The organism is Lysinibacillus sp. NPDC096418 (assembly GCF_044762775.1).
Lineage (GTDB): Bacteria > Bacillota > Bacilli > Bacillales_A > Planococcaceae > Lysinibacillus.
Map to the genome: position 1 here is coordinate 82,369 of NZ_JBIWEY010000005.1, position 25,356 is coordinate 107,724.

Here is a 25,356-nt window from a genome sequence, read left to right on the forward strand (position 1 = left end):
ACTTTTTACCACTATTCAAATTTCCCGAAGGTTTCCTTCATAATTTCAAAAGATTCTTTTAAACGTTCTTCAGTTTTCGGAATATCCCAGTTTTCCCATGTATAGCTTTTCAATTGATTGAGCACTCCATTTTCAATCGCAGGCAACGATGAATCTATACCACCTTTATCATTGATAAATAATGCACCTATGTTTATCTCTTTTACAAAAAACGAAGCCTCACCATTCTCTTTATAAAAATCACCCATAAATTCTTTGCGACTTGGATCCTTCGCTTGAATAAGTAACCAAGGAATACGCAATTCGATTATACCTTCGTCGCTCCATGTATAATCAACTAAAGAATTGTACTTTTCCGACTCTGGATTGCCATTTCCCTCTATCAGCATACCTGTTTCATATGCTGCAAAAGGCACCGCTATATCCTGTTCAGGCAAGTAAAGCTCCTTATTTAAAGCATAGTAAATCGGACTAAACATTGTATTGTTTTTCATAACATCTGGTGCCGGAATGTCAATTAGCTTTAATTCATGCCCATATAAATAGGAATAATAATCGTAATAGGGATCGATAACAATACGTGACTCTTTATCCTTATTTAGTTCGACAACAAATTCGATACCGTTTGTAAATGTCAGGCCTTTCAAATCGGCTTTTGATGTTTTACCTTGATTTGGTACAACATCTAATAATATTTGGATGGACGATTCATTCACCATTTTATGTTTTATTTGAATATACAAATATCGTTCATCATAATCAACGCTCATTGTAGACTTGCTTGCTTCTTGATCCCCATATAAATATGGAGCTTCCCACTCTGAAATATCTCCGTCAATCTGCACCTTATGTCTATCAAAGCTTAATAAGCCAAACTGTTGCTCATTTGTTTGTGCATTAGACCAAAATGGGCGACGATCAGGATTATCATAATCCATCGTATTCCATGTTCGTTTGAACCACTCATCCTGCCACGTAAAAACTAACCCTCCAAGTAATTTCTCTGCCATCATGTCCTCAAACAGGTGAGTCAAAATTTCACCTTGTTCCTGCTCAGACACAAAGCCTTGCGTCCAGCCATACGGATTATCATGAGTTAGACCTCGCGAACCAGGAATTCCAAACTCAGCAATTAATACGGGCATACGATGTGCAGCGTGTAAATCTGCTAAATACCCTGCGTAACTATTTGTTTTTCCTCGATGATCTACATATGCTAAATATTTTTCATCATAGTTAAAGAAATCTGGATAATATGGATATACATGATACGATGCAAATTGCCCCGTTTGCTCTGCTAAACCTCTCGTATAAATGACATTCGGATTAACACTGACAATATCTTCATCTGTATTTGGCTCAGATGGATGATCTAATAAATCTGTCGTAACCCAGTTTGTAAAACTCATAGGGCGCATCCATCCGTAATTATCCTGCTCATATTTCGTAATATAATCCATTTGCTCCGCAACCCAATATTCAAATGGTGTGGCATCCTTCGTTTCAAAATAAACACCTTCATATTGTCCAATATTTGCATGCTTTTCATTGGTTCCTATCACCATATGAGGATACCATTCAATGCCAATAACCCAGCCAATTACATATTGCGAAACATCTGTATCATATAAACCAGAAGCATGTCCTACTACATGCTTCACGTACTTATTACCATGTATAACATCTACAAGTGTTGTCATCTCGTTATGGAATTTCTCAAGCGTCTCAGCGTCATAAGCGTCTAATGTTTCCTCTAAGCCCTTTTCTTCAATCCATACCCCATGTAGTACATATAAAGGTGTTTTAGTCTCTTCGTTATACCTTTTTAGAGCTTTATAAAACCCGGGAGGATGTAATGTATAAACTCGAATTGTATTAGCGTTCATCTCACCAATTTGCTGAAACCAGCGATAATATTCATCTTCAGTAATGGCCGCTTCCCCAGGGAAAAATCCTGGTTTTCCCATGCCCATATTAACGCCTTTAAAGGTGAGGGCTTCCCACTTTCCGTTCTTTAAAACCTCAAATGTTTGATCATTAATACGCGCGTTATGACCTAAGCCTGATGTGGTATCCTTTGGCTTCAGCTCAACTTTCTTTTTCTCAAAATCCTTTAAAATTGCTTTCATCATTGGTACATAAGCCGACCAATAAAATGCATCGTCTGAAAAAGTTTGAGCAACCCTATAAACAGCTGCTATCCCCTTTACCTTGTAAAAGAATGGTACCTTCCCATTATCATTAAAATCACCAGCAAAGTAGTAATTTGTAGCACTTTTTCTTTCACCTGATACTACTGCTGCAAATGAAAGAGGCACGTCATGTTCAGTTAATAATGCCTTCCCTTCCTCTGTTAAGCTCCATTCATAATTCGCTAAAACATTTTCTTCATTTTTTGCTGTAATAATATCAAACCAGTAGTCATAGCGTGGGCCTGTTGACACATTAAAGAACTGTTGTCCTGCTTCGGTAAATTGAAGTTGAATTCCTTCTTTATCTACATGCTTATCTAACTCTAAAACAAACACCTCATAAGTAAAGTCATTTACTAATATAAAGCCACCATCATCGTATTTCCAATCATCTCCAAATTCATTGATAATCCATTGTGGAATTTCTTTATTTTTTCTAAAGTCCAATTCTTCGAAATAGCGCCCAACCCAGCCAGACCAATTAATTTCTAAATAATCTAGCACTTGATTGCGAACTTCAGGAGATGTTGGCGATGCAAAAGAGTTGTATTCTGCAATAAATAAACTTTTCTCAGGATTTGTTAAACGCTCCATAATGACATTCCATTCTTGCAGCTCAAGTCCTCCAACAATTTTCTTTGTACGCTCACCCTTTCTTTCCTTCGTCATATTAAGATCATCTTCATATACACCGTAAGTATCTGCTAAATAAATAGCATCATAATCTTTATAATCCTTCGGTAAGTGACGGGTGGATACACTGTTTTGTTGTTCATCTGGAATCGTCCCAAAATAATGTTTTGACTTATCATATTGTTCTTCTTTATTCTCGTATTTCAAATAATTTAAAAGCCAAGTTACCCCTAAATGCTCTCGATATGATTCGTTTGACACTGTTTTATCAATGATTGCAATATTCAGCTCTTTACTAGGCATCATCAACCATAGAACTATCGGTATCATTAAAAGTAATAGGGCTATTATAACTCCGAAATAAATACGTTTCATACCGGTTCCTGCTCCTTGCTTGATATACCTTTACGCTCCATTTTTCCCCATTCCTTCTTCTTCACGACAAAATTAAATAACCCTTCACATCGCCAAAAAAGCGTAATTGGTCGGTACCAAAAAATCTCTGTGAAACTTAGTAGAACCAAACGCAATAAATCAGCAGTCTTAAACGATGTATTTTTACTCCATGCTTCAAATAACACTGCCATCATCGAATATATAACACCATAAAGTACAAATGCTAAAAGTAGTAAAAGCGCAATCTCATAATAAATACTGCCTAAGAAAAACGCGAGTACAATATAAATATAGCCACCGAGCTCTATAATCGGTCCTAGGCATTCGATCAGCCAGAAATAAGGGAATGAGATTAATCCAATTGCACCGTATTTAGGGTTTAAAGTCATTTTCTTATGCTTCCATAAACTTTCTAATAAACCTTGATGCCATCTACTTCTCTGGCGTCTTAAAACAGACATCGTTTCAGGTGCCTCTGTCCAGCAATTGGGGTTTGATACAAATTCAATCCGCTTATTTTCCTTTTTTTCACGGATATGTCGATGTAGCTTCACAACGAGCTCCATATCCTCACCTATCGTACTTTTAGTATAGCCACCTACATCCACTACCCACTTTTTTGAAAACACACTAAATGCACCAGAAATAATTAACACCAAGTTAAATCTACTTAATGTAATTCGTCCAATTAAAAAGGCTCTTAAATATTCAATGACTTGCATTGCAACTAAATATTTTTTGGTCAAACTCGTTTCTACAATAGAGCCAAGTTGCATATTCATCCCATTTGCAATTTGAACATTCCCACCTGCTGCAATCACTTCTCCATCTGATGATGTTATAGGCTTCATTAAACGCAATAAAGATGTTCTTTCCAAAATAGAGTCTCCATCTACTGAACAAAAATAGGGATATTTAGAAATATTAATGCCAACGTTTAAAGCGTCTGCCTTCCCACCATTTTCTTTCTCTACTAAAATACAATTTGGATGAATTTGTGATTGATAGATTTGAGTAATGTTATTCGTCGGGATTTCCATTTTAATAATTTTTTCTATTTTCTTCATTTGAAAATGTTCAATAACGATTTCTTGCGTACGATCAGTAGAACCATCATTTACAATGATAATTTCCAGCTCTGGGTAGTACAAACTAAGTAATGAATGTACACTATCTACAACACCGACTTCTTCATTATAAACGGGCACAATAACAGAAACTGGCTTTGAATAGAACGCATCAATATACATATCATCTGTTTCAGATTGATCCAATTTATGTTCTTTCCGTAACTGCAACATCGCGAAAAAAAACATAATGCCATATACTACTATGACTAGTAGCATATATATTAAAATTAGTTCACCAAAAAACCACATTAAATTGCCTAATAAACTCATACTATAGGTATCCTTTTTCTAATACTTCATTAGCCATTTCAATTGCATATTTGTCATTGGCTGTTTCAATAAATTCTTTTAATTTCTGACGACCTTTTGGATCTTCAATCATCGTACTTGCTGCTTGTGAACGCACCCACCAGTTACTATCCTGTAGCAATATTTCTAAATAATCAGCTGTATATGTTAGAGGTACGTGTTTAAATACTTTTGCAACCATTAATCTTTCTTCCCATATCGGCGAATTGACAAATGGAATAAATGTATCTAACTGTCTAATAACACCCATTCTATCAAGCCCTTTTAGAATACGTATCCGAATTTCATCATTATCATTACCTAACAATTTCTCTAGACTCTCAATAACATCCATACTCCCTTTCACCGAAATTATATCAATTAATGCATATTGTGCAGATTTTTGTAAGTCCTCGATTTTTATAATAAGTTGTTCAAGCATCGCTACCTCTAAATAGGAAAATAATTTTTTATACTCACTTTCCGAAAACGTAACATTCGATGCCAATAATTCACGTGTAAAGCTTTCCTTCTCAAGAATCGAATATATTTTTAATAATTGAAATGTCTCTACAGAATACTTTTGTTTACCCAATACTTCACAAGTACTGATTAAATCTTTTATTTGAAAATCCGCAATACGGTACATCGCATTCATTCTACGGCTCCACCTTTTGCTATTCAATTCTTTTTCGTAATAGGCCTTTAAATATATCTGTGCGAAAGAGTGAATTTTAAGATGTATATTAGGATTAGAAATATTTTTCAAATAGGATAATAATATATTCTCAATCGCCGCTACTTCACTTTTATTTTTCGGAATTAACTTATTTTCAAGTGGACGATCCTCCAAAAAGTACTCTTGCCAATATATTTTTGTATCCTGGGTATAATTTTCTTTCTCTCGTTTCTCTCGAGCCTCGCGTCTTCCTTGAAAAATCAAATACATAATTAATACACCACAAATCATAAAAAGAACGACAATGACGGTTAATAAAAACTGAATAGATAATTCAATCATCATAGCCTCGCAAATGTCCGTTGTAATTGAGCTTTAAATAAACGTAAATCGAATGGCTTAAATAAATATTCATCCACACCGCTTTCATAGGCAAATACCATATCAGCCTGTGAATTTCTATTCGTCATCATATAAATAATAAATTTCTTTTGATTCGCTAATTTCCGTAATGTATGTAATACTTCCATCCCATTTTTACGGGGTAAAATATCATTCATTACGACAATATGCGTATGCCCTGAAAAATACCAATCCGATTGTAAAAATTCATAGCCATCAGAAAAAACTTTAGTTTCAATGTGGAAGTAATCTACAATCAATTTCTGCACTGTTATTTCTAGCACATCTCTAAAAATAGCATTTTCTTCAATGATACTTACCTTCACATTTTTAATAGGCTGTGCCTTAAATCTCGTTTCGATATCTATTTTCCAAGGCTCGGATTCTCGACTAAAAATAGCTGATTGACTGGCGATTAAATCTTCAAACAACACCTGTTCATCTTTAATTTCTACAACACTGCCTTGCAATGTACCACAATCATCGTTATGCAATAAAAGATTCTCATTCTTAGCGAGATGAAAAAGTCGCTTTAAAAACGCATTTCCTTCTTCTTCACCATTTTGTATTAACAATATTCCCCATTGCAAGTTGTTCTCTAGCTTAAAAAGCAGATCTGTATTCCGAACTTTCGCTAAAAGAAAATCCGTAATTTTCTCTTCAAAATCTTCACGCTCATACTCTTTTTTTACATTTGGTGCAGCTGCCTTTAAAAACACAACTGTCAACTCCATATTCGAACGACTAATACTTGCTTTCAAAACATCAAATAGAGGAATAACTTCACTGCCTTTCAGTATATTCATCTTTCTAGGCGATTCTATTAACATATTCATTTCATACTCCTCTACTTTCCCTACGAAAATAAATAACTTCATTAAGCTTTAAATATTTTCAAACGAACTAGGTCTATAATCATGAACAGTGCATTAAACATAATAAAGATCGTCTAACCTTCATTAATAAATTGATAAATTATATTATTTTTGTAATAAAAACCCTTTCTGTGGAACAAGAAAATCCTTATAATTTTGTTTTGAATACATCTCCAAACAATCTATTATAAGGAATATATTAGGTAAATAATAACATAATTAGTCGGACGTTTGAAATAGCGACCCGAATAAATAAGACTTTACAACTAGACAGAAATGCATATTTCTATCTAACTGATCTATCCGCCCCATGCTCCGATTAACAGGCTGTTAATCACTCAGATTGCCAAAGAACATGCGTTTTGAGCATAAGCTCCATCGCAAAAAGCTAGAATCATATTCATCTCAATACCAAAGAGGCGATCGTTTTCAGCTAATTGAAAATAAAAACTCTTTATAGCAATCAAAGTTGACTGTCTTTAAGCACTTTCAAAAAACTAAATTACAAAAAATCACATGAATTGGCATTATAGATTACCTTTTATACGATATCAGTACTATCTAAACAAAATCTGAACATTATTCGAATAAAATATATAAAGTTACTCAATCAGTCATGTTGACTAATCTTTTACATCATTATCCACGAAATCGTTATTACGGTTCCATTCCTTTCCAACTATCGAAATGATGGATTGCTACGCCTTTAAAGCTCGGATTTTTTGAATAATGTTTTTGAATTTTATTCAGCTGCTTATTCATATATAGCTCCCCCTCTTCTGAAAAGCTAATATTATCTCCCTCAGCTGATTTCAATGTTTCAACACCTATAACTACTGGTTTACTCATCCGCTTAGCATATTCAATTTCATTTTTAACGATTTTTATAATTTCCTTTGATGTATCACGATAGGCCATTATCGTCACGCCATCCGAATTTTTAATTAACCATTCAGACAAAATCCCCTTTCCATATTTAGTGTTATATTTAATTTCGTCGTACCAAAAAGGGATATCTAACTCTAATGGTAATTTTAAGACCTGTGCTTTTTTATTTGCTTGTACAATTAGCTGCTGATAGGTCTGAATCGCCAACGTTTGTTTTGTCGACCAAATATTCGTATCATAAGGCTCAATATCTAAATGTATACCCAAAAATCGTTGGGCATCTGTTGCTTCCTGTTGGTAACGCTCGACCCACTTCAAAAATTGACTTTGATATTCCATGCCATTCTCTGTAATCCAATAAGACTCTCCAGCTAATGCATAAATATGTATACCTTTTGCCGTAGCCTTTTCAATAAATTTCTGATAAACGCTTGTTGAAACATCACTATCAACTTGTAAATAAACCTTGTTAATTTGTTTACTCTCTAAAAATTTCAATGTATCAACTTCATTATCTAGAAGTATCCACGGATTCCATATCCATGTAGATCGATCAAATACAGTAATGTTTTCAGCTCTAATCGTTGTACTACCTATACTCAATGACATAAATAATATGCATACTACCGTCAACTTGATCATTCGATTTTTTAAAATATGAAACATCTCCATTCATTTAGATAAGTTATACTATATCGGAAATTCTCTTGTAGATAAATATCAATAATGGGAACCAAAACCACACGCCCCTTTGTAATAACATTTAAAGTCATTTGCGCTAACTAGGAGAATATGAGGTTTCTACTTATCAAAAGATTGGTTATTTCCTCACTCAATGCTAGCATGTGTTAATACATTTTTATTGAGGGTAGAAGCGATACTCCTGTTTCCGCATGGAAAGTGAGCATCCCAAAGCTGAACGCAACTTTGTAATTTTATATAGATAATAATGAGAATTTGTTAATCGACACACCTGTTTAAATGTAAGAATATGTAACTTACTTATCCCTCAAAACTAATCATAGAATTCTACAGCACACATGATCGAAATCTCTTTGTTTTACAACAGATTCTAAATTGACCGTCCTTACCTAATCTCGAAAAAAAAATAGTACAAACCATAATCTAGGTTTGTACTACTAATATCACTATTTTTTTCAACTAAGTAAATTATTTAACCGGGATGACTGAGCCTTTCCATTCTTCTGTGATGAAGTTTTGGATTTCTTCAGATTTTAATACTTCTACTAATTTTTTTATTTCTGGTTTTGTTTCATCACCAGCACGTACTGCGATAACATTTATATATGAAGATTTTGTATCTTCAAGTGAGATTGAATCTTCAAATGGATTTAATCCATTGTCAATTGCATAGTTACCATTAATTAGAACAGCATCGCCTTCATTGTTTTCGTACATTGACACTAACATTTCAGGTGCAGTGTTGGCATCAAATACAAAGTTTTTAGGATTTTCTACAACGTCTTTTAATTCAGCCTCATTTTTATTTACGCCATCAGCCAATTTGATTAGGCCTTTTGCTTCAAGTAATGTTAGCATACGACCATGGTCAGTTACTGAGTTTGAAAGTAAAATTGTCGCACCTTTTGGTAGTTCTTCAAGTGATTTGTATTTTTTAGAGTAAATACCGATTGGCTCAACGTGAATTGCTCCAGCATTGACGAAATCATAACCTTTCGCCTCAATTTCACCCTCTAAATAAGGTAAATGTTGGAAGTAGTTTGCATCTAGGTCCTTAGATTCTAAATCCTGATTTGGAAGTACATAGTCTTGGTATGTTGATATTTTAAGATCGATCCCTTGCTCAGCTAAAATTGGTTGTGCTTTTTTTAAGATGATTGAGTGAGGTGTATTGGAAGCACCTACTTTTAATGTTACTTTTTCTGTATCTGCATTACCTGAACCAGCGTCTTCCTTTTTATCAGTGCCACAAGCTGCTAATGCTAGTACAAGTACTGATATTAATAAACCTGCTAAAAACTTTTTCATTTGATTACACTCCCTTTTCTATTATCTAAAATATGTTAGCGGCAATATACCGGAATAACCTACTTGATTAGCGTTTATCTGTTTTTGATGTAATCATATCGCCAATCCATTGAATGATGAATACGACTACTAAGATTAAAATTGTTGCCATCAACGTTACATCATCACGACCTCGTTGGAAACCATCTAAGAAGGCTAAGTTCCCTAAGCCACCAGCACCGATAATACCAGCCATCGCTGTGTAACCAACCAAAGCTACTGCTGTTACGGTAATTCCTGATATAAGAGCCGGTAAGGATTCTGGAATTAAAACTTTCCAAATAATAGTGGACGTTTTTGCGCCCATTGAACGTGCTGCTTCAATAACACCCCTATCGATTTCACGTAAAGCAATTAACACCATACGTGCATAAAACGGTGCTGCGCCAATGATAAGTGCTGGTAAAGCTGCATTTGCTCCACGGATTGTACCTAGTAAAAATTTTGTAAATGGAATTAATAAAATGATTAACACGATAAACGGAATCGAACGGAAGATGTTGACAATTGAACCTGTTAAGAAATTGACAACCCTATTCGCCCATAACTGATGCGGACTCGTTAGGAATAATACAATCCCAATGGCTAGTCCAAGAATAAATGTGATTACCGTTGAAATGGCTGTCATATAAAGTGTTTCGTATGCAGCTGCCCACATACTTTCCCAATCGACGTTCGGAAAAAGACTAGTTAACATGTTCAATCACCTCCGTTTGAACTTCAACTGTATTTAAATACTTTAATGCCTCTGACACATTTTCTGCCGAGCCGTCAACTTGTACAATAAGCGTACCGTATGGACCATTTTTTGTTTGTGAAATATTCCCGTGTACAATACTTACTTCTACATCAAATTTTTTCACTAATTGTGAAATAACAGGCTCCTCAGTTTTTTCACCGACAAAAGTAAGCTTCACAAGTTGTCCTGTTGGATAATGTGCTTTTAATTGAGCGATTGTCTCTTGTGTTTCTTTCGTATCTGTAATTTGCGATACAAATTTTTTCGTAATATCAGCTTGAGGTGCTTGGAATACTTGTAGCACTTCACCACGTTCAACAACTTTCCCAGCTTCCATTACCGCCACACGATGACAAATTTTGCGAATAACATGCATTTCATGCGTAATCAGCACAATCGTTAGGCCTAATCGTTCATTAATGTCGACTAGTAAATCTAATATAGCGTCTGTCGTTTCTGGATCGAGTGCAGACGTTGCTTCGTCACAAAGCAGTACTTCCGGGTTGTTTGCAAGTGCTCTAGCAATACCCACACGTTGCTTTTGACCACCAGATAGCTGAGAAGGATACGCCTTATCACGTCCCTCTAATCCAACTAATGCAATAAGCTCTTTCACACGTGTATCGCGCTGTGCTTTTGGTACTCCTGCAATCTCTAGTGGGAAAGAAATATTTTCTGCCACTGTTCTTGACCAAAGTAAGTTAAAATGTTGGAAAATCATACTTACTTTTTGTCTAGCATCACGAAGCTTTTGCCCTTTAATTGCTGAAAATTCTTGGTTATTTACCGTCACCGTACCAGATGTCGGCTTTTCTAAACCGTTTAATAAACGAATCATCGTACTTTTACCAGCACCACTGTAGCCGATAATGCCAAAAATTTCACCTTTGTTAATAGAAAGGTTTACATCTTTGACTGCTGTTAATTCGCCATTTGCGGTTTTGTACTTCTTCGTTATATTTTGAAGCTGTATCATAGCGAAAACTCCTTTTCTTCATAATCAATTACGCCTTGACGAAATTGCCGCTGACTCTCTGCTTTCGCGCAGAAAAACAATGCATCCAGATTTTGAATTGTCCTCGCATAATTCAAAATCTGTGACTTACGCCGGAGGCTCTATGTTTGTTCATTCATCAACTATCGAAGTGGTCGTTTCCTGTAACTTTTCACTACGATGTCGAGATAGGAACACATTTGCTGAATGCATATAAAAAGCCCCCTCCACTCACAAACAAGTAGAAGGGGCCACGTACCATATACGTTGAACCGTTCTCTCATCTGTCAAAGAAAATAGAAATTTCTTTGGGTGATTTGGCACCTTTTCACAATCGTGATGGTTGCCGGGCTTCACAGGGCACTTCCCTCCGCCACTCTTCATAAGAGTTCGATATAAGATTTTTTTAATATAGTTGTTACTTTACCACGCGATCAAAGTTCAGTCAATTGATTTCTTCAACAATTCGTACAAAAATGGTACGGATTGAAACGCATAAACCTTTTCTGTCACTTTTCCATTTTCACTAACAAGTAAACAAGGTACACTTTCAATATGATAATCATATGCTAGTTGCTCCATAAAGTTAAGATTCGCCTTACCTAAAGGTAAATCCGGTAGAAGCTGCTCAACAACGTCCACCATTTTTGAAGCCACTGCACACGTTCCACACATCGGTGTGTATAAATAAAACGCAGTTTTTGCACCCGACTGTACAGATGCTTCCCATTGTTCTCTTGACCACTCTTCCATTTTTTCACGCAACCTTACAAAATATATTCTTTATGAATAGAGAAATGCGCACGTAATAAAATCGCCGCTAGCACCCTTCTAGGCGTGGTCTCCACTTCTTTATATGTCGGCATTGTCCGTAAATGTTCCGCCTCTGGATAATGTCTGTCCATCAATGCACGTAATTTTTCTCCAGATGCATCCGCATCAAAAAACGTGAACAGCTCGTATTGCTCATATGGATCCAGTAATTCCTCTAATTGATGAACACCAATTGTACCATTTGTACAAAGAATTGTGACTTCTTCATTTAATATTGGTGCGATACGAAGCTTATCAGATCGCCCCTCAACAATCAAACATTTACCTTCAAACACAGCGGCCACCTCCATTTGCACTACTCACCTAATGTATCCTTATATAAGAAAAAACGCCGGAGCAAATACGCCGACGCTTTTTATTCATACTGTAAATTATTCTTCGATCATTGCAGTATATTGTTCTGCTGTCATTAAGTTATCAAGTTCTGAAGCGTCAGATAGTTCAACAACAATCATCCATGCTTTATCGTATGGTGATTCATTTACGAATTCTGGGCTATCTTCTAAATCAGCATTTACTTCTACCACTTTACCTGAAACTGGTGCGTATAGTTCAGAAACAGTTTTTACTGATTCTACACTACCGAATGGGTCGTCCGTTTTAATTTCGTCGCCAACTTGTGGAAGTTCAACAAAAACGATGTCTCCAAGTTCAGATTGTGCGAAGTGTGAAATACCAATACGTACTTTGCCGTCTTCTAATTTTACCCATTCGTGTTCTTCAGAGTAGCGTAAGTCTTTAGGTGTGCTCATGAAAAATCCCTCCAAAATTATGTAATACAATCACTTTTAGTGTGCCATATTTTTTCAGTAAAAACAAGGTTATAAGCCGTTATTTCCAAGTGTCCCCAAATTCGGATTCTTTAAACCCTAGAGTCACTTTTTTACCATTAGTCACAATTGGGCGTTTAATGAGCATTCCATCTGAAGCAAGCAATTCTAACTGCTCCTCTTCGGTCATATCTGCAAGCTTATCTTTTAAACCTAACTCGCGATACTTGATACCAGAAGTATTGAAAAATTTCTTCAACGGAAGCTCGCTTACTTTCCAATAATTCTCCAATTGTTCCTTTGTTGGTGTTTGCTCTACAAGGTGTACTTCTTCATAAGCAATTCCGTTGTCATTTAACCATTTTTGAGCTTTTTTACATGTTGTACATTTTGGATATTGAATGAATTGAATCGTCATAAGTAAAACTCCTCTTTTTTCATTTTTCTGTAGTATACCATCTGAACAAGCACAGATAAAATAAAACCCTATTACAGTGATCATCCGTCATTTTAACCATTCTACCCGTCACTTTGCTATGGCTATCCGTCTAAAGAACAAGTGCACTAAAGCGCTCGTTTTACATCCGATAGCTGCTTGCGAGCCCAAAGTAAATGTATGCGCGCCACCACTTTTGCCCGTGGGATCAAAGCGACCTCGATGATGTTGCGCTTTAGCCTAGACGACAACTATGTCACAGATTAAACTTTATAGTTTCCTTAACAATAAAAAAAGCCCAGCTACCACTATAGTAGCCAGGCCAATAAAATTAAACCACGAATTTTTCAGCGTCAATTAGCTTCACTGAAGCTTCACGTTTTTTCGCGATTAAATTGTATGGATTGTTGCGTGTTAGTTTACGTAATGCAGAAAGCGTCATACGTGCAGCATCACCTTCTACTGAAGCAATAATTGTATCTTTTGCTTCTTTTTCGATTTCTGCAAATGCTTCTTGGCAGAAGATTTGTGTGTAAAGCAGTTTTTGGTTTGCTTTTTCAACACCATCACGAGCAATCGCTTTTTCTGTACGTAACACCGCAGACTCCATTGCGAATAATTGATTTGCGATGTTCGCAATGTTAACAAGTACTTCTTGCTCTTGATCAAGTTTCGCACCGTAGCGTTGTGCTGCCATACCAGCTGCAAGGACTGCAATTTTCTTCGCATTTTTCACAAGATATTTTTCCTGTACTAAAGCTTCTGTTCCTACTTCTTCAGGCATTAGCATTAGTAATTCTGTTTGTAGATTTTGTGCGACTTGAAGTAGAGGAAGCTCGCCTTTTAATGCTTTTTTCATGAATGTACCTGGTACGATCATGCGGTTAATTTCGTTTGTGCCTTCAAAAATACGGTTAATACGAGAATCGCGGTAAATGCGCTCTACTTCGTATTCAGCCATAAAGCCATAACCACCATGTAGTTGTACCGCTTCGTCAGCAATGTAGTCCAATGTCTCCGAACCAAATACTTTTGCGATTGAACATTCAATGGCATACTCAGCAACTGCACCTGCAATCACTTTACCTTGCTTTTGTTCTTCTGGACTAAGTTGGCTTAAACGGTCTTCGAACAAACCTACTGTACGATAGTTTAATGACTCTGACGCATATAATTGAGAAGCCATTGTCGATAATTTTTCTTTCGTTAAATTGAAATCAGAAAGCTTAGTTTTGAATTGTTGACGTTGGTTTGTATATTGGATAGCAAGCTCTAACGCACGTTTAGAACCACCAATTGTCCCCACACCTAATTTATAACGCCCGATGTTTAAAATGTTAAAGGCGATGACGTGACCACGACCTACTTCACCTAATAAGTTTTCAACAGGCACCTCTGCATCTTCAAGTACTAATGTACGTGTTGATGAAGATTTAATGCCCATTTTCTTTTCTTCTGGACCTACTGAAACGCCGTTATACGCACGTTCAACGATAAATGCTGTGAATTTGTCACCATCAATCTTTGCATACACAACAAATACATCAGCGAAGCCAGCATTTGTAATCCATTGCTTTTCACCATTTAAAATATAGTGTGTTCCTTCTGCGTTTAACTTTGCAGTCGTTTTAGCACCTAATGCGTCAGATCCTGAACCTGGCTCTGTTAATGCGTAAGCAGCGATTAACTCACCTGTAGCTAGCTTCGGTAAATACTGTTTCTTTTGATCTTCGTTACCGAAAAGTACAATTGGTAATGAACCAATACCAACATGTGCACCATGTGTAATCGAGAAACCACCTGCTACTGACATTTTTTCTGCGATTAATGCCGAAGAAACTTTGTCTAAGCCTAGACCTTCATATTCTTCAGGTACATCTGCACCTAGTAAGCCTAACTCACCAGCACTCTTTAACAAGCGTACTGAATGCTCAAATTCATGATGCTCAAGATTTTCTACTACTGGTAGTACTTCATTTGTTACGTACTCTTCAGTCGTTTTTGCAATCATTTTATGTTCATCTGTGAAATCTTCCGGAGTAAATACTCGATCTAACTCCACATCTTCAATAATAAATCCGCCGCCTTTAATGAAATCCGTTGTTTTTTCTGTCATGTTAAATTCCTCCCTAAATATCTATTTTTTAAAATGCTCGATACAATCCCCATCTATAGATAAGCTCTGAGTACATCATTCGGAGGCAACCGAAAACAATGCACCCAGATACTTGTCTAGCAAACTTATAAAATCTCGAATACTCCGGCAGCACCCATACCGCCACCGATACACATTGTCACAACACCGTACTTTTTCCCTTGACGTTTTAATTCATGGATGAGCTTTAGTGTTAAAATGGCGCCTGTTGCACCAAGCGGATGCCCTAACGCAATTGCTCCTCCATTGACATTCACCTTTTCTTGGTCGATTCCTAAATGGCGAACGACTTGTAGTGATTGTGAGGCAAATGCTTCGTTAATTTCCCAAAGATCGATATCCTCGATAGCTAGGCCTGCAATTTCTAACGCTTTTGGCACAGCCACGATAGGGCCAATCCCCATTATTTCAGGAGGAACGCCTCCCACTGCAAAGCCTAAAAACTTCGCCATCGGTTTCATGCCTAGCTTTTCAGCTTCCTCACGATCCATTACAAGTACTGCTGCTGCACCGTCAGATGTTTGTGAAGCATTACCAGCTGTAACACTCCCTTTCACATTGAAAGCAGGACGAAGCTTTGCTAATCCTTCAACAGATGTACCTGGACGAACTCCTTCATCCATGTCAAATGTAAATTTCTTTACTTGTGGTTTATGATTCGCATCTACATAATGCTGTTCCACTTCGATTGGTACGATTTCATCTTTAAACTTGCCTTCTTTTATCGCTTTTTCAGCTAGCTCATGTGAACGTACAGCGAATGCATCTTGGTCTTCACGGCTCACATTATATTGGCGAGCTACTTCTTCGGCTGTATGACCCATACCCATATAATATTGCGGTGCATTTTCAGCTAATTCAGGGTTTAGACGTGGTGTATTCCCCACCATCGGAATCATACTCATTGACTCAACTCCGCCAGCAAGTATCGCTTTTGAATGCCCCAGCATAACACGTTCCGCTGCATAAGCAATTGCCTGTAAACCAGATGAACAGTAGCGATTAATGGTGATTGCTGGTGTTGTATCTGGTAATCCCGCTAGTGCTCCAATGTTTCGTGCCACATTAAGCCCCTGCTCCGCTTCTGGCATTGCACAACCTAAAATAAGATCATCTACCTGCCCTGTATATCCCGCTCTATTTAATGTCTCTTTGACAACGACTGCTCCGAAATCATCGGGTCTTACCGTTGCTAAAGAACCTTTTTTTGACTTTCCAATTGGAGTTCGTGCTCCTGCTACAATAACGGCTTCACGCATCGTTTAAATCCCCCTTTGTTTACATGTGCAAATAGTATCGAATAATTTCTCTTTTAGTTACGAAGTGGTTTCCCTTTAAGAAGCATGTGCTGCATTCTTTGTTGTGACAGTGGATCAGCGACTAAACTTAAAAACGCCTCACGTTCTAAATTCAATAAATATTGTTCATCAACTAATGTGCCATATGGAACTTTACCACCCGCTATTACATAAGCTAATTTTTTGGCAATTTTCAAATCATGCTCACTAATAAAACCTGACTGCAGCATACCTTGTGCACCAATTACTAACGTTCCGTAACCTGAAGCACCCGTTACTGGAATTTTCGTTGGTACAGGTGGTAAGTAGCCTCCTTCATATAGCGCTAAAGCCGCTTGCTTCGCATCATATATTTGATGATCAGGATTTACTGAAATGCCATCTGCAAAGTTAAGGAAGTTATTATCACATGCTTCTTCACCTGATGTTGAAACTTTTGCTGTAGCAATTGTTTCAAATACTTTATTCGCAATCGTTTGATAGTCTACTTCTACACCTTTTGGTAACCCCTTAAGGAATTTTTCATAAAGCGCTTTGTTTCCGCCACCGCCAGGAATTAGTCCGACACCAACTTCTACCAAGCCCATATACGTTTCCATTGTTGCTTGAATATGCGCTGCTGGTAAGCAAACTTCTGCTCCGCCACCAAGTGTCATGCCGAATGGCGCAGCAACTACTGGCTTACCAGAATACTTGATTTTTTGCATTGCATCTTGGAATGCTTTAATTGTGAAATCGAGTTCGAAAATATTATCATCTTGTGCTTCGACTAAAATCATACCTAAGTTTGCACCTACACAGAAGTTCTTCCCTTGGTTTCCAATGACCAAGCCTTTGTAGTTTGCTTCTACTTCGTCAATTGCAAAGTTAATCATTTGAATAATGTCTAGACCAATTGCATTTGATTGCGAATGGAATTCTAGTAAAGCGATGCCATCACCTAAATCTATTAAGCTAGCACCTGTATTTGATTTAATCACACCATGTTTTTTCTTATATCGCTTTAAGTTGATTTCTTTTTCATTCACTGGCACTTTTACGTACTCAGCCCCATTATAGAAAGCTAAATCCCCATCAATTTCTGAATAGAAGGTATCAAAGCCATTCGCTAACATTTCTTTAACGAATGCAGGTACTTCAAGACCTTCCGCTTCCATTTTTGAAACGGAATCTTTTACGCCAAGTGCATCCCATGTTTCAAATGGACCTTGTTGCCAGCCGAAGCCCCATTTCATCGCATTATCAATCGCCACGATATCATCCGCAATTTCCCCATGAAGTTGCGCCGAATAAATTAAAGTTGGCGCAAAAATATTCCAAAGTAATTCACCAGTACGGTCTTTTGCATATGCTAAAGCTTTCACTTTATTTGCTAGACCACGAGCTTGCTTTGCCATTTCAATAGAAGGTGTTTTCAATTTTTTCACTGGGCTATATTCCAATGTACTCGGATCGATTTCCAAAATATTTTTTCCTTGTTTGATAAAGAAACCTTGCCCAGACTTCGCTCCTAACCAACCTTTTTCCACCATCTTTTGTAGGAACTCTGGCACCACGAATACTTGCTGCTCTGCGCCTGTTGTTTGATCATAAACGTTTTTCGCCACGTGAATAAATGTATCTAACCCTACAACATCTAATGTACGGAATGTCGCTGACTTCGGACGACCAATGATTGGACCCGTTACAGAGTCAACTTCCCCAACGGAGTAGCCGCCTTTCATCATTTCCTGCAAAGTGATCAGTAACCCATATGTGCCAATACGGTTAGCAATGAAGTTTGGTGTATCTTTCGCTAGTACGACACCTTTTCCTAAAACATCTTCCCCAAATGTTTTCATGAAACTTACAACTTCTGGTGCAGTTGTTTTTGCCGGAATCACTTCCCATAGTTTTAAGTAACGTGGTGGGTTAAAGAAGTGTGTCCCTAAGAAATGCTTTTGGAAATCTGCTGAACGCCCTTCTGCCATCGCATCAATACTAATACCTGATGTATTTGAACTAATAATTGTGCCTGGCGTACGCTCGGCATCAATCTTTTCATATAAATTTTGTTTAATTGCTAGATTTTCAACGACAACTTCAATGATCCAGTCAACGTCTTTTAATTTTTCTAAATCATCTTCAAAGTTACCTACAGTTAGTAGCGCTAAATTTTTCTTAGAAGTAAGTGGTGCTGGTTTTTGCTTCAATAATTTTTGTAGAGCGCCTTGAGCAAAACGATTGCGAACTGCTGGATGCTCCAGAGAAAGTCCCTTTGCTTCCTCTTCTTTTGTTAGTTCTTTTGGTGCGATATCTAATAGTAGTGTTGGAATACCGATGTTTGCTAAATGTGCTGCAATCCCAGAGCCCATTACCCCTGAGCCTAGAACGGCCGCTTTTTTAATGTTGTAAGTCACAAGCAATTCCCCCTTATTCTCCCTTGAATGAATAGTCATTCATTTTATGACCAAAAAAATATAAAAGAACCTTTTCTGTTTTTAGTGTAGATTATTTTGTTAATTTTGGCAATCTTTTTTCAACAAATATTTTTGTAATATATATCTTTTTTCGTTTTTAACGAGCGAAAACACGACAACAAGTAGTTTCACAAAAATCTACAAACAGAAAACTTTCGAGAAATGTAAAAAATGTGTAGAATGATAAACGAGGAGAGTGAATTACTAATGAAAACAATAACAACTGCTGAACAATTCAACGAACTGATCGCTGGAGACCAAAAAGTACTAGTGAAATTTTATGCTGGTTGGTGCCCTGATTGCACACGTATGGACATGTTCATCGATCCAATCATTGCTGATTACAACAACTATGACTGGTACGAGCTTAACCGCGACGAGCTTCCAGAAATCGCTGACAAATACGATGTAATGGGAATTCCAAGCTTATTGATTTTCCAAAACGGTGAAAAGTTAGCACATTTACATAGCGCAAACGCTAAATCACCACAACAAGTGATGGACTTCTTATCAGCACAATAATTAAAAAGAACCGCATTTCACACAAGATGTGAAATGCGGTTCTTTTGTGCAAGGGACCCGTCGTTTTCCGTTCCAGGCAGACGGCGTTCCAGAGGGCGAGCCTTGAGCCGCTTCGTCGACTCCTGTCGCTTCGCTTTCGTCGCAAAACACAGTCTCGCTACGCTTACCGTGGGCACCGCTTATGTCGCAACCCTCGCTTCACTCGGTTTTTACTACTTAGACTGCCCTTATATAAATGTGTACAAATTACTCTTAAACAAGTGAGTATAAAGAACGTGCTTGTTTTGCAATTAATGTGAAGCCCTTTTCATTTAGTGCTTTGAATGTCTGTTGTTCATATTCTTGTATCACTAGATTCGCAAAGTCCGCTTCAATTGGTACACCAGTATGAATCGTCGCAAGCTCATGTGATAATTTCAACATATCCATATTTTCACGGATTTTCGTACGTTGGCCTGGCTTTAACTCCTCTAATGAAGCAAGGACGTTGTCAATCGAACCATATGTTTGAATCAGTGTTAAGGCTTGCTTTGGTCCTATTCCTTTAACGCCAGGGTAGCCGTCACTTGAATCACCCATAAACGCCTTCACCTGTGCGAATTGTAAAGGCTCAATGCCGTATTCCTCTTTAAAGCGGGTATTAGTATACACGTCGTATTCGGTATAGCCTTTTTTCGTAAAAGCAATTTGTGTTGATGGATTTAATAGCTGCAATAAATCCTTGTCCCCACTGATGACAGTAATTTCTGCATCGTGCTTCCATTTTTCAATCATTGAGCCAATTAAATCATCCGCTTCCATCCCTGGAACGCCGAAGTTTTGCCAACCAATTTGCGCAGATAAATTTTTAGCCATATCAAATTGAGGCAGCATTTCTTCTGGTGGTGCAGGACGATTTGCTTTATAGCCATCAAATAAATCATTGCGGAATGTGTGTGATCCCATATCCCAACATACTGCCATATGCGTAGGTTGCATTAGTGATTGCGCTGTTAAGACATGACGTACAAACCCCTGTGCCCCGTTTGTTGGTGTCCCGTCTGGCAAACGAATGAAATGCCCCATTGCTGCAGAAGCAAAAAATGAACGGAATAATAATGCCATTCCATCTACAATTAAAAGTTTTGGTTTTGTTGTCATCGTTGAAAATCCTCTCTATCAATCATTCTTGTATTATAGCAAACAATGATTGAACTAAGCTGTTAATAAACATTTCACTTACAGCTTTAAATGAGCAAAAATAGTTATTAATATTTCCACACTACTAGATAAGGCGTGTAGCGCGGGTTGCGGCTTACGTGTGCCAGCAAAAAGCTATTATACTTTAACAGAATGGAAATAACTGTTTTAAAATTTGTTCATTGTTAGTTACAGGAAAAAGAAATCAAATTCGATTGTGCTTGTCGAGTTGGATGCCAGTCAACCAATTTAAAAATGCAATAATGCCTGTTTTCACCGTTGTTGGATGTAGTTCGTCCTTCTTTGAATCGGCACAGACAAAATCAAGGTGGCGTACGCCTGCGTTCTCACCGATAAGCTTTAATATATCAAATAATTCAAAAGCTGTTAAACCGCCAGAAGCAGCAGCTGGCACTTCTGGAACAAACATTACATCCAGTACATCCATATCCACCGAAACGTAAATACGATCTACCTCATACATAAGTTGACGTAGCATTTCTCGAATCGTTAACTGAAGACCATCACGACGCATTTGCTTTAGTGTAATCATATGTATCCCATGTTCACGTGTATAATGAATCATTTCTGGCGAATTGAAGAAACCGTACGAACCAACATGATAAATATGCGCCCCTTCAACGACCCCAGCTTCCATTAACTCATGAATTGGTGCTTTATTGCCCATTCTAATTTCACCAAAGTTGTGTGCACCTAAATGCATATCAAGTTGGATAATGCCAATACGATCTCTTGGATATGCATTTTTAATGCCACGTATTGACTCGGCGGTTATCGAATGATCTCCTCCAATTAAACATGTAAAGCTTCTTGAGAACGCCATGCATAAATTTTCCGCTGCAGCTTCTACTGCCGAATGGGACAGCATTTTATCGGTTGGATAAATGGCTACATCGCCAATATCCACAACAGATAACGCACGTAAATTTATTTGTTCGTCTAAATTATAAGATTGAAAATCCGGCCAAGCCTCACGAAATGAATTAGGGTACTGCGCCGTTCTTGTTGGATCCTCGGCATACGATAATAATGAACCATATACAATCACATCAACTTCACTTGGATGTGGATTTTCTTTTTGTTTAATCCATTGATGCAAGCCTGAGCCTTTACTCTCCTCCCAGCTGCACCTCGGTTTTATAAACATACTAGCCGACCACCTTCACTCCATTTTTCCATACTATTTTCACGTGGTTAACACCAAAAATGTAATGTAATTTTTGATGATTATGCACATCCCATAATACTAAATCAGCCTGTTTCCCCACCTCAATAGAACCAACACGGTTTTCAATTTGTAGGGCACAAGCTGCATTATAAGTAGCCGCACACAGACTTTCCGCTGGTGTCATATGCATTGTTATACACGCTAGATTCATCACAAGTGGCATTGAGATCGTTGGAGAAGAGCCAGGATTACAATCCGTTGAAATAGCTACAGGCACACCCGCATCAATAATATCCCGTGCTCGTGCTGGTTTCTCACCCAAATACAACGCTGTCGCTGGCAATAAACATGCCATTACACCTGATTTCGCAAGTTCCTGAATGCCCTCATCTGATACCTTTAGTAAATGCTCCGCTGAAATAGCGCCAACTTTTGCTGCCACGTGTGCTCCCTTATTCTCTTCAATTTCATCTGCATGAATTTTTGGAACTAGCCCATGTGCCTTACCAGCTAATAAGATACGTTCAGCTTGTTCGGGTGTAAAGACATCTACCTCACAGAACACATCTATAAATTTCGCCAAATCTTCTTGAACTACTGCTGGAATCATCTCTTCGATTACTAAGTCAACATATGCCTCTGGATTGTTTTGAAATTCTTCAGGTACTGCATGTGCCCCCATAAATGTCGGTACAATATCTACTGGATGCTTTTTATGTAATCTACGCATGACACGTAATTGCTTGAGCTCATTTTCTAAATCCAAGCCATAACCACTTTTACTTTCTAACGTTGTCACCCCATGTTGTAAAAATAAATCTAAGCGCCTAGCCGTCTGATTGAAAATATGTTCCTCTGATAATGTGCGCATTTTTCGCGTCGTTGCATGAATGCCTCCCCCTGCATTCATAATATCCATATAACTGGCACCCTCCATACGCATTTCAAATTCGTTCTCGCGACTCCCCCCAAAAACTACATGTGTATGTGGATCAATCAGCCCAGGTGTCACAATTTTTCCCGTAGCATCCACTATATCTGCCTCTTTGGCCCTTGATAAATACTTCAAAATCATTTGGCGTGTTGTACCGACATCCTTAATAATGCTGTTCTCTATCCAAACACTTCCACCTTCAATGATTCCTAATTCTCTCATCTCTTCACGTACACGTGGCCCCTTTTTTTTACTAGCAAGCGTCACTAACTGTGAAATATTTTGAATCCAAATTGGTTTTTGTGTTATCTCCGTCATCCCTAATTCCCCCATTTGTTTCTAATGCTTAGTTCATCGCCGTAGCCAGGGGTTGATTTCCGTTTCGCCAGCGTGCTTTACTGAGGGCGTCAGATAAGCCCCAAGGAGTCACGCTGGCTTCACTCCAATCAACGCTATATATTATGTCCACCCTACCTTTTGATGAAGAACCTAATGATTAATTACTACCTGTTGTAATTAACAATTTCGGCACACCTTATCGAATTCCCTCTTATTAACAATGAAATTTTCTCGAAATTGCAAAAAAGCAATAACATTCCGCTAATGAAACGTTATTGCCGACAAAGCATTGCTACTTCTTGCATCGAGTAGCTTTGAAAATTATAATTTTTATTCAATTCTTTATAATACTGTAATAGTCTCTCGAGTATTGCTAGGTTTTGGTCTGTATGCTTGCCAAAATTATGGGGATGCCACCATAAATGGTAATAAGCCCCCTCCTTGGCCGCCTTAAGCATCCCCGCCTTAATGCGCCTTACTTTCAAACCTTCTAATCCTTTTAAAAAAGCACAATAAGGTCTTAAAAAAACGCTTGAACGTACATTAATGAATGCCTCTTTTTGCATGTCCTCGAGTCGTATAATATGATGCCCTGAAATATTAATGTAAGTATCGAGCAATTTACCAATCCTGAGTAGTATGTTTTTATCTGTAAATTTTGTGGCCTTGTATAATATATGTTCTTCATTACCTCGATAACACAACAAACCCACTTCCTTACATGCTGTGAAATAGCGTGGATTTATTTGATTACGAGGAAAAACGATGGATTTCATATCTGCGATTTGATCAACAGTAATACCTTTTGTAGCCTGTAAATCTGCTCGAAAATCCATTTCCGTTTGTCCATTTTCCAGACAATAAAAATGCGAGAACGTATGTGTCCCTATTTCTTGATGAGGTGTACGGATAATTTGTTCTATTAATGATTGACCAAAATGTAAAGGGTCCTGCTGCTCATTTTCGCCCACGTGCTCTAGCTGTGTATATGCGGCATAAAGCATCTCTTCATACTTCACAGGTATTGTTCGTAAATAGTGTGTCATCTCAGCTTTCGTATTGGCAAATAATAATCCAACCGTTGCCCATGTCGCATGTATGTCATATTTCTCAAAAAGTGCGAGTATTTTTGGCAAGGCGGCTCGAACACCCAATAAATTTTCATCGTATTGTCCATCACGAAATACATCGTGAACACCCCAATTCAACTCAAAATCCAGCGAAATGACCAATCCACCATTTCTCACATCGATTGTTGCTTCCTCCACTTTTTCATACTTAATAGTAGCGCGCTTATTTTTGATTGCGCAATATATCCCGAATATACATCTACAATTTGTCCACCAAAGCCAAGCTTAAATTCTCTAACAGCAACATCATCCGTTAACTCGCCCATATCATATACTTCATAGCCACGACGTTTCAAATAAAGTAAATTATGCCAAAGTAAATAACAATGTGCATAACGGATAGGTTGTTTCAAATGTTCGGGTTTCATGAACAGATTCGTTGTTGCAACATAATAAGACATCGCTTTTTTACCATGTACAACATCCATCCCATAGCATAGTGTTTGTCCACATTCGCTGCGTACTTCCGTTAGTAACAACGCCTTTTCTCTTGCTAGTAAGTTGAACGTGTCCATTTCGCGACGACCAATCGGCTCTATCTTTTGCTCTTTCGCAATCTGATTATAAAACTTCTGAAAATCACGTAAGTTAGAAGGTGTAGGGGCTTCATATAAAAATACTTGATATGGCTCTTTCTGTGCACGCTCAATCATTTGTAGATTTCGCATGGACATAGCTGCCCGTAATTGCTTTTCATCCTGTATTAAAGAAATATGAGCCGTTTCACTTCTCGCTAATTTCCGACTCGGTATTAGAGAATGTACATGACGTACTAGCTTCATTTTTTTCCTTGCTACAGTAGGCTTATCTGCAAAATAAATATGCTGGATTGCCATACTCCAACGC

Annotated in this window: 21 protein-coding genes and 1 riboswitch; of the genes, 1 reads left to right on the forward strand and 20 read right to left on the reverse strand. The window is 37.6% G+C overall.

Going from position 1 to position 25,356, the window contains the following annotated elements; all coding sequences use genetic code 11:
* Positions 1 to 11: 11 nt before the first annotated feature.
* From ACIQZG_RS06870 to ACIQZG_RS06940, 15 genes are all read right to left on the reverse strand, one after another.
* Positions 12 to 3,200, reverse strand: coding sequence for a hypothetical protein (locus tag ACIQZG_RS06870; RefSeq protein WP_402754425.1), 3,189 nt, complete (start codon positions 3,198 to 3,200; stop codon positions 12 to 14).
* Entirely contained in the window at positions 3,197 to 4,621 is a 1,425-nt protein-coding gene (locus ACIQZG_RS06875) for a glycosyltransferase family 2 protein (RefSeq protein ID WP_402754426.1), read from the reverse strand. The genes ACIQZG_RS06870 and ACIQZG_RS06875 overlap by 4 nt, the downstream gene beginning before the upstream one ends.
* 1 nt (position 4,622) lies before the next feature.
* Positions 4,623 to 5,660 carry a HEAT repeat domain-containing protein gene (locus ACIQZG_RS06880; protein ID WP_402754427.1) on the reverse strand — a complete coding sequence of 346 codons (1,038 nt, stop codon included), beginning with the start codon at positions 5,658 to 5,660 and terminating at the stop codon, positions 4,623 to 4,625.
* Positions 5,660 to 6,598, reverse strand: a complete 939-nt coding sequence (locus ACIQZG_RS06885; RefSeq protein ID WP_402754428.1) for a response regulator — start codon at positions 6,596 to 6,598, stop codon at positions 5,660 to 5,662. The genes ACIQZG_RS06880 and ACIQZG_RS06885 overlap by 1 nt, the downstream gene beginning before the upstream one ends.
* Positions 6,599 to 7,252: 654 nt before the next feature.
* On the reverse strand, positions 7,253 to 8,092 hold the full coding sequence (locus tag ACIQZG_RS06890; RefSeq protein ID WP_402754429.1) for an amidase: 840 nt from the start codon (positions 8,090 to 8,092) through the stop codon (positions 7,253 to 7,255).
* A 561-nt stretch (positions 8,093 to 8,653) separates the two neighbouring features.
* Positions 8,654 to 9,493, reverse strand: a complete 840-nt coding sequence (locus ACIQZG_RS06895) for a MetQ/NlpA family ABC transporter substrate-binding protein (RefSeq protein ID WP_402754430.1) — start codon at positions 9,491 to 9,493, stop codon at positions 8,654 to 8,656.
* A 67-nt stretch (positions 9,494 to 9,560) separates the two neighbouring features.
* Complete coding sequence (locus ACIQZG_RS06900; RefSeq protein WP_402754431.1) at positions 9,561 to 10,229, reverse strand: methionine ABC transporter permease; 669 nt, start codon at positions 10,227 to 10,229, stop codon at positions 9,561 to 9,563.
* A complete protein-coding gene (locus ACIQZG_RS06905; protein WP_402754432.1) occupies positions 10,219 to 11,247 on the reverse strand; it encodes a methionine ABC transporter ATP-binding protein in 1,029 nt (342 codons plus the stop codon). Before ACIQZG_RS06905 ends, ACIQZG_RS06900 begins: the two co-directional genes overlap by 11 nt.
* Before the next feature lie 295 nt (positions 11,248 to 11,542).
* A riboswitch (SAM riboswitch) is annotated at positions 11,543 to 11,654 on the reverse strand.
* Positions 11,655 to 11,706: 52 nt separating this feature from the next.
* Entirely contained in the window at positions 11,707 to 12,018 is a 312-nt protein-coding gene (locus ACIQZG_RS06910) for a thioredoxin family protein (RefSeq protein ID WP_402754433.1), read from the reverse strand.
* Positions 12,019 to 12,032: 14 nt separating this feature from the next.
* On the reverse strand, positions 12,033 to 12,374 hold the full coding sequence (locus ACIQZG_RS06915) for a toprim domain-containing protein (RefSeq protein ID WP_402754434.1): 342 nt from the start codon (positions 12,372 to 12,374) through the stop codon (positions 12,033 to 12,035).
* A 96-nt stretch (positions 12,375 to 12,470) separates the two neighbouring features.
* Positions 12,471 to 12,851, reverse strand: coding sequence for a glycine cleavage system protein GcvH (gcvH, locus tag ACIQZG_RS06920; protein ID WP_402754435.1), 381 nt, complete (start codon positions 12,849 to 12,851; stop codon positions 12,471 to 12,473).
* A 79-nt stretch (positions 12,852 to 12,930) separates the two neighbouring features.
* Positions 12,931 to 13,287: an arsenate reductase family protein gene (locus ACIQZG_RS06925; protein WP_402754436.1), complete on the reverse strand. Its 357-nt coding sequence runs from the start codon at positions 13,285 to 13,287 to the stop codon at positions 12,931 to 12,933.
* Between the two features lie 349 nt (positions 13,288 to 13,636).
* On the reverse strand, positions 13,637 to 15,421 hold the full coding sequence (locus ACIQZG_RS06930; protein WP_402754437.1) for an acyl-CoA dehydrogenase family protein: 1,785 nt from the start codon (positions 15,419 to 15,421) through the stop codon (positions 13,637 to 13,639).
* Between the two features lie 125 nt (positions 15,422 to 15,546).
* Positions 15,547 to 16,719: an acetyl-CoA C-acetyltransferase gene (locus ACIQZG_RS06935; RefSeq protein ID WP_402754438.1), complete on the reverse strand. Its 1,173-nt coding sequence runs from the start codon at positions 16,717 to 16,719 to the stop codon at positions 15,547 to 15,549.
* Between the two features lie 53 nt (positions 16,720 to 16,772).
* Positions 16,773 to 19,157 carry a 3-hydroxyacyl-CoA dehydrogenase/enoyl-CoA hydratase family protein gene (locus tag ACIQZG_RS06940; RefSeq protein WP_402754439.1) on the reverse strand — a complete coding sequence of 795 codons (2,385 nt, stop codon included), beginning with the start codon at positions 19,155 to 19,157 and terminating at the stop codon, positions 16,773 to 16,775.
* Positions 19,158 to 19,424: 267 nt separating this feature from the next.
* On the opposite strand from ACIQZG_RS06940, the gene ACIQZG_RS06945 reads away from it, so the two are divergent.
* Positions 19,425 to 19,739 carry a thioredoxin family protein gene (locus ACIQZG_RS06945; protein WP_402754440.1) on the forward strand — a complete coding sequence of 105 codons (315 nt, stop codon included), beginning with the start codon at positions 19,425 to 19,427 and terminating at the stop codon, positions 19,737 to 19,739.
* A 252-nt stretch (positions 19,740 to 19,991) separates the two neighbouring features.
* Here the strand turns inward: ACIQZG_RS06945 and ACIQZG_RS06950 are convergent, their stop codons facing one another.
* The 5 genes from ACIQZG_RS06950 to ACIQZG_RS06970 all read right to left on the reverse strand — a co-directional run bounded on the left by ACIQZG_RS06950 (position 19,992) and on the right by ACIQZG_RS06970 (position 25,346).
* Positions 19,992 to 20,879 carry a 5'-3' exonuclease gene (locus ACIQZG_RS06950; protein ID WP_402754441.1) on the reverse strand — a complete coding sequence of 296 codons (888 nt, stop codon included), beginning with the start codon at positions 20,877 to 20,879 and terminating at the stop codon, positions 19,992 to 19,994.
* Between the two features lie 244 nt (positions 20,880 to 21,123).
* A complete protein-coding gene (locus tag ACIQZG_RS06955; RefSeq protein ID WP_402754442.1) occupies positions 21,124 to 22,086 on the reverse strand; it encodes an agmatinase family protein in 963 nt (320 codons plus the stop codon).
* 1 nt (position 22,087) lies between these two features.
* Positions 22,088 to 23,359, reverse strand: a complete 1,272-nt coding sequence (gene hutI / locus ACIQZG_RS06960; RefSeq protein ID WP_402754443.1) for an imidazolonepropionase — start codon at positions 23,357 to 23,359, stop codon at positions 22,088 to 22,090.
* Between the two features lie 293 nt (positions 23,360 to 23,652).
* Complete coding sequence (locus ACIQZG_RS06965) at positions 23,653 to 24,648, reverse strand: polysaccharide deacetylase family protein (protein ID WP_402754444.1); 996 nt, start codon at positions 24,646 to 24,648, stop codon at positions 23,653 to 23,655.
* Positions 24,624 to 25,346, reverse strand: a complete 723-nt coding sequence (locus ACIQZG_RS06970) for a hypothetical protein (RefSeq protein ID WP_402754445.1) — start codon at positions 25,344 to 25,346, stop codon at positions 24,624 to 24,626. Before ACIQZG_RS06970 ends, ACIQZG_RS06965 begins: the two co-directional genes overlap by 25 nt.
* Positions 25,347 to 25,356 lie beyond the last annotated feature (10 nt).

Bases quoted from the DNA above. Each gene is read 5' to 3' on its own strand.
- ACIQZG_RS06930 (WP_402754437.1), bottom strand. From the start codon at position 15,421: ATGACAGAAAAAACAACGGATTTCATTAAAGGCGGCGGATTTATTATT.
- ACIQZG_RS06900 (WP_402754431.1), bottom strand. From the start codon at position 10,229: ATGTTAACTAGTCTTTTTCCGAACGTCGATTGGGAAAGTATGTGGGCA.
- ACIQZG_RS06905 (WP_402754432.1), bottom strand. From the start codon at position 11,247: ATGATACAGCTTCAAAATATAACGAAGAAGTACAAAACCGCAAATGGC.
- ACIQZG_RS06955 (WP_402754442.1), bottom strand. From the start codon at position 22,086: ATGTTTATAAAACCGAGGTGCAGCTGGGAGGAGAGTAAAGGCTCAGGC.
- ACIQZG_RS06910 (WP_402754433.1), bottom strand. From the start codon at position 12,018: ATGGAAGAGTGGTCAAGAGAACAATGGGAAGCATCTGTACAGTCGGGT.
- ACIQZG_RS06885 (WP_402754428.1), bottom strand. From the start codon at position 6,598: ATGAAGTTATTTATTTTCGTAGGGAAAGTAGAGGAGTATGAAATGAAT.
- ACIQZG_RS06945 (WP_402754440.1), top strand. From the start codon at position 19,425: ATGAAAACAATAACAACTGCTGAACAATTCAACGAACTGATCGCTGGA.
- ACIQZG_RS06870 (WP_402754425.1), bottom strand. From the start codon at position 3,200: ATGAAACGTATTTATTTCGGAGTTATAATAGCCCTATTACTTTTAATG.
- ACIQZG_RS06970 (WP_402754445.1), bottom strand. From the start codon at position 25,346: ATGGCAATCCAGCATATTTATTTTGCAGATAAGCCTACTGTAGCAAGG.
- ACIQZG_RS06925 (WP_402754436.1), bottom strand. From the start codon at position 13,287: ATGACGATTCAATTCATTCAATATCCAAAATGTACAACATGTAAAAAA.
- hutI (WP_402754443.1), bottom strand. From the start codon at position 23,359: ATGACGGAGATAACACAAAAACCAATTTGGATTCAAAATATTTCACAG.
- ACIQZG_RS06895 (WP_402754430.1), bottom strand. From the start codon at position 9,493: ATGAAAAAGTTTTTAGCAGGTTTATTAATATCAGTACTTGTACTAGCA.
- ACIQZG_RS06935 (WP_402754438.1), bottom strand. From the start codon at position 16,719: ATGCGTGAAGCCGTTATTGTAGCAGGAGCACGAACTCCAATTGGAAAG.
- ACIQZG_RS06950 (WP_402754441.1), bottom strand. From the start codon at position 20,879: ATGACAACAAAACCAAAACTTTTAATTGTAGATGGAATGGCATTATTA.
- ACIQZG_RS06890 (WP_402754429.1), bottom strand. From the start codon at position 8,092: ATGTCATTGAGTATAGGTAGTACAACGATTAGAGCTGAAAACATTACT.
- ACIQZG_RS06875 (WP_402754426.1), bottom strand. From the start codon at position 4,621: ATGAGTTTATTAGGCAATTTAATGTGGTTTTTTGGTGAACTAATTTTA.
- ACIQZG_RS06880 (WP_402754427.1), bottom strand. From the start codon at position 5,660: ATGATTGAATTATCTATTCAGTTTTTATTAACCGTCATTGTCGTTCTT.
- gcvH (WP_402754435.1), bottom strand. From the start codon at position 12,851: ATGAGCACACCTAAAGACTTACGCTACTCTGAAGAACACGAATGGGTA.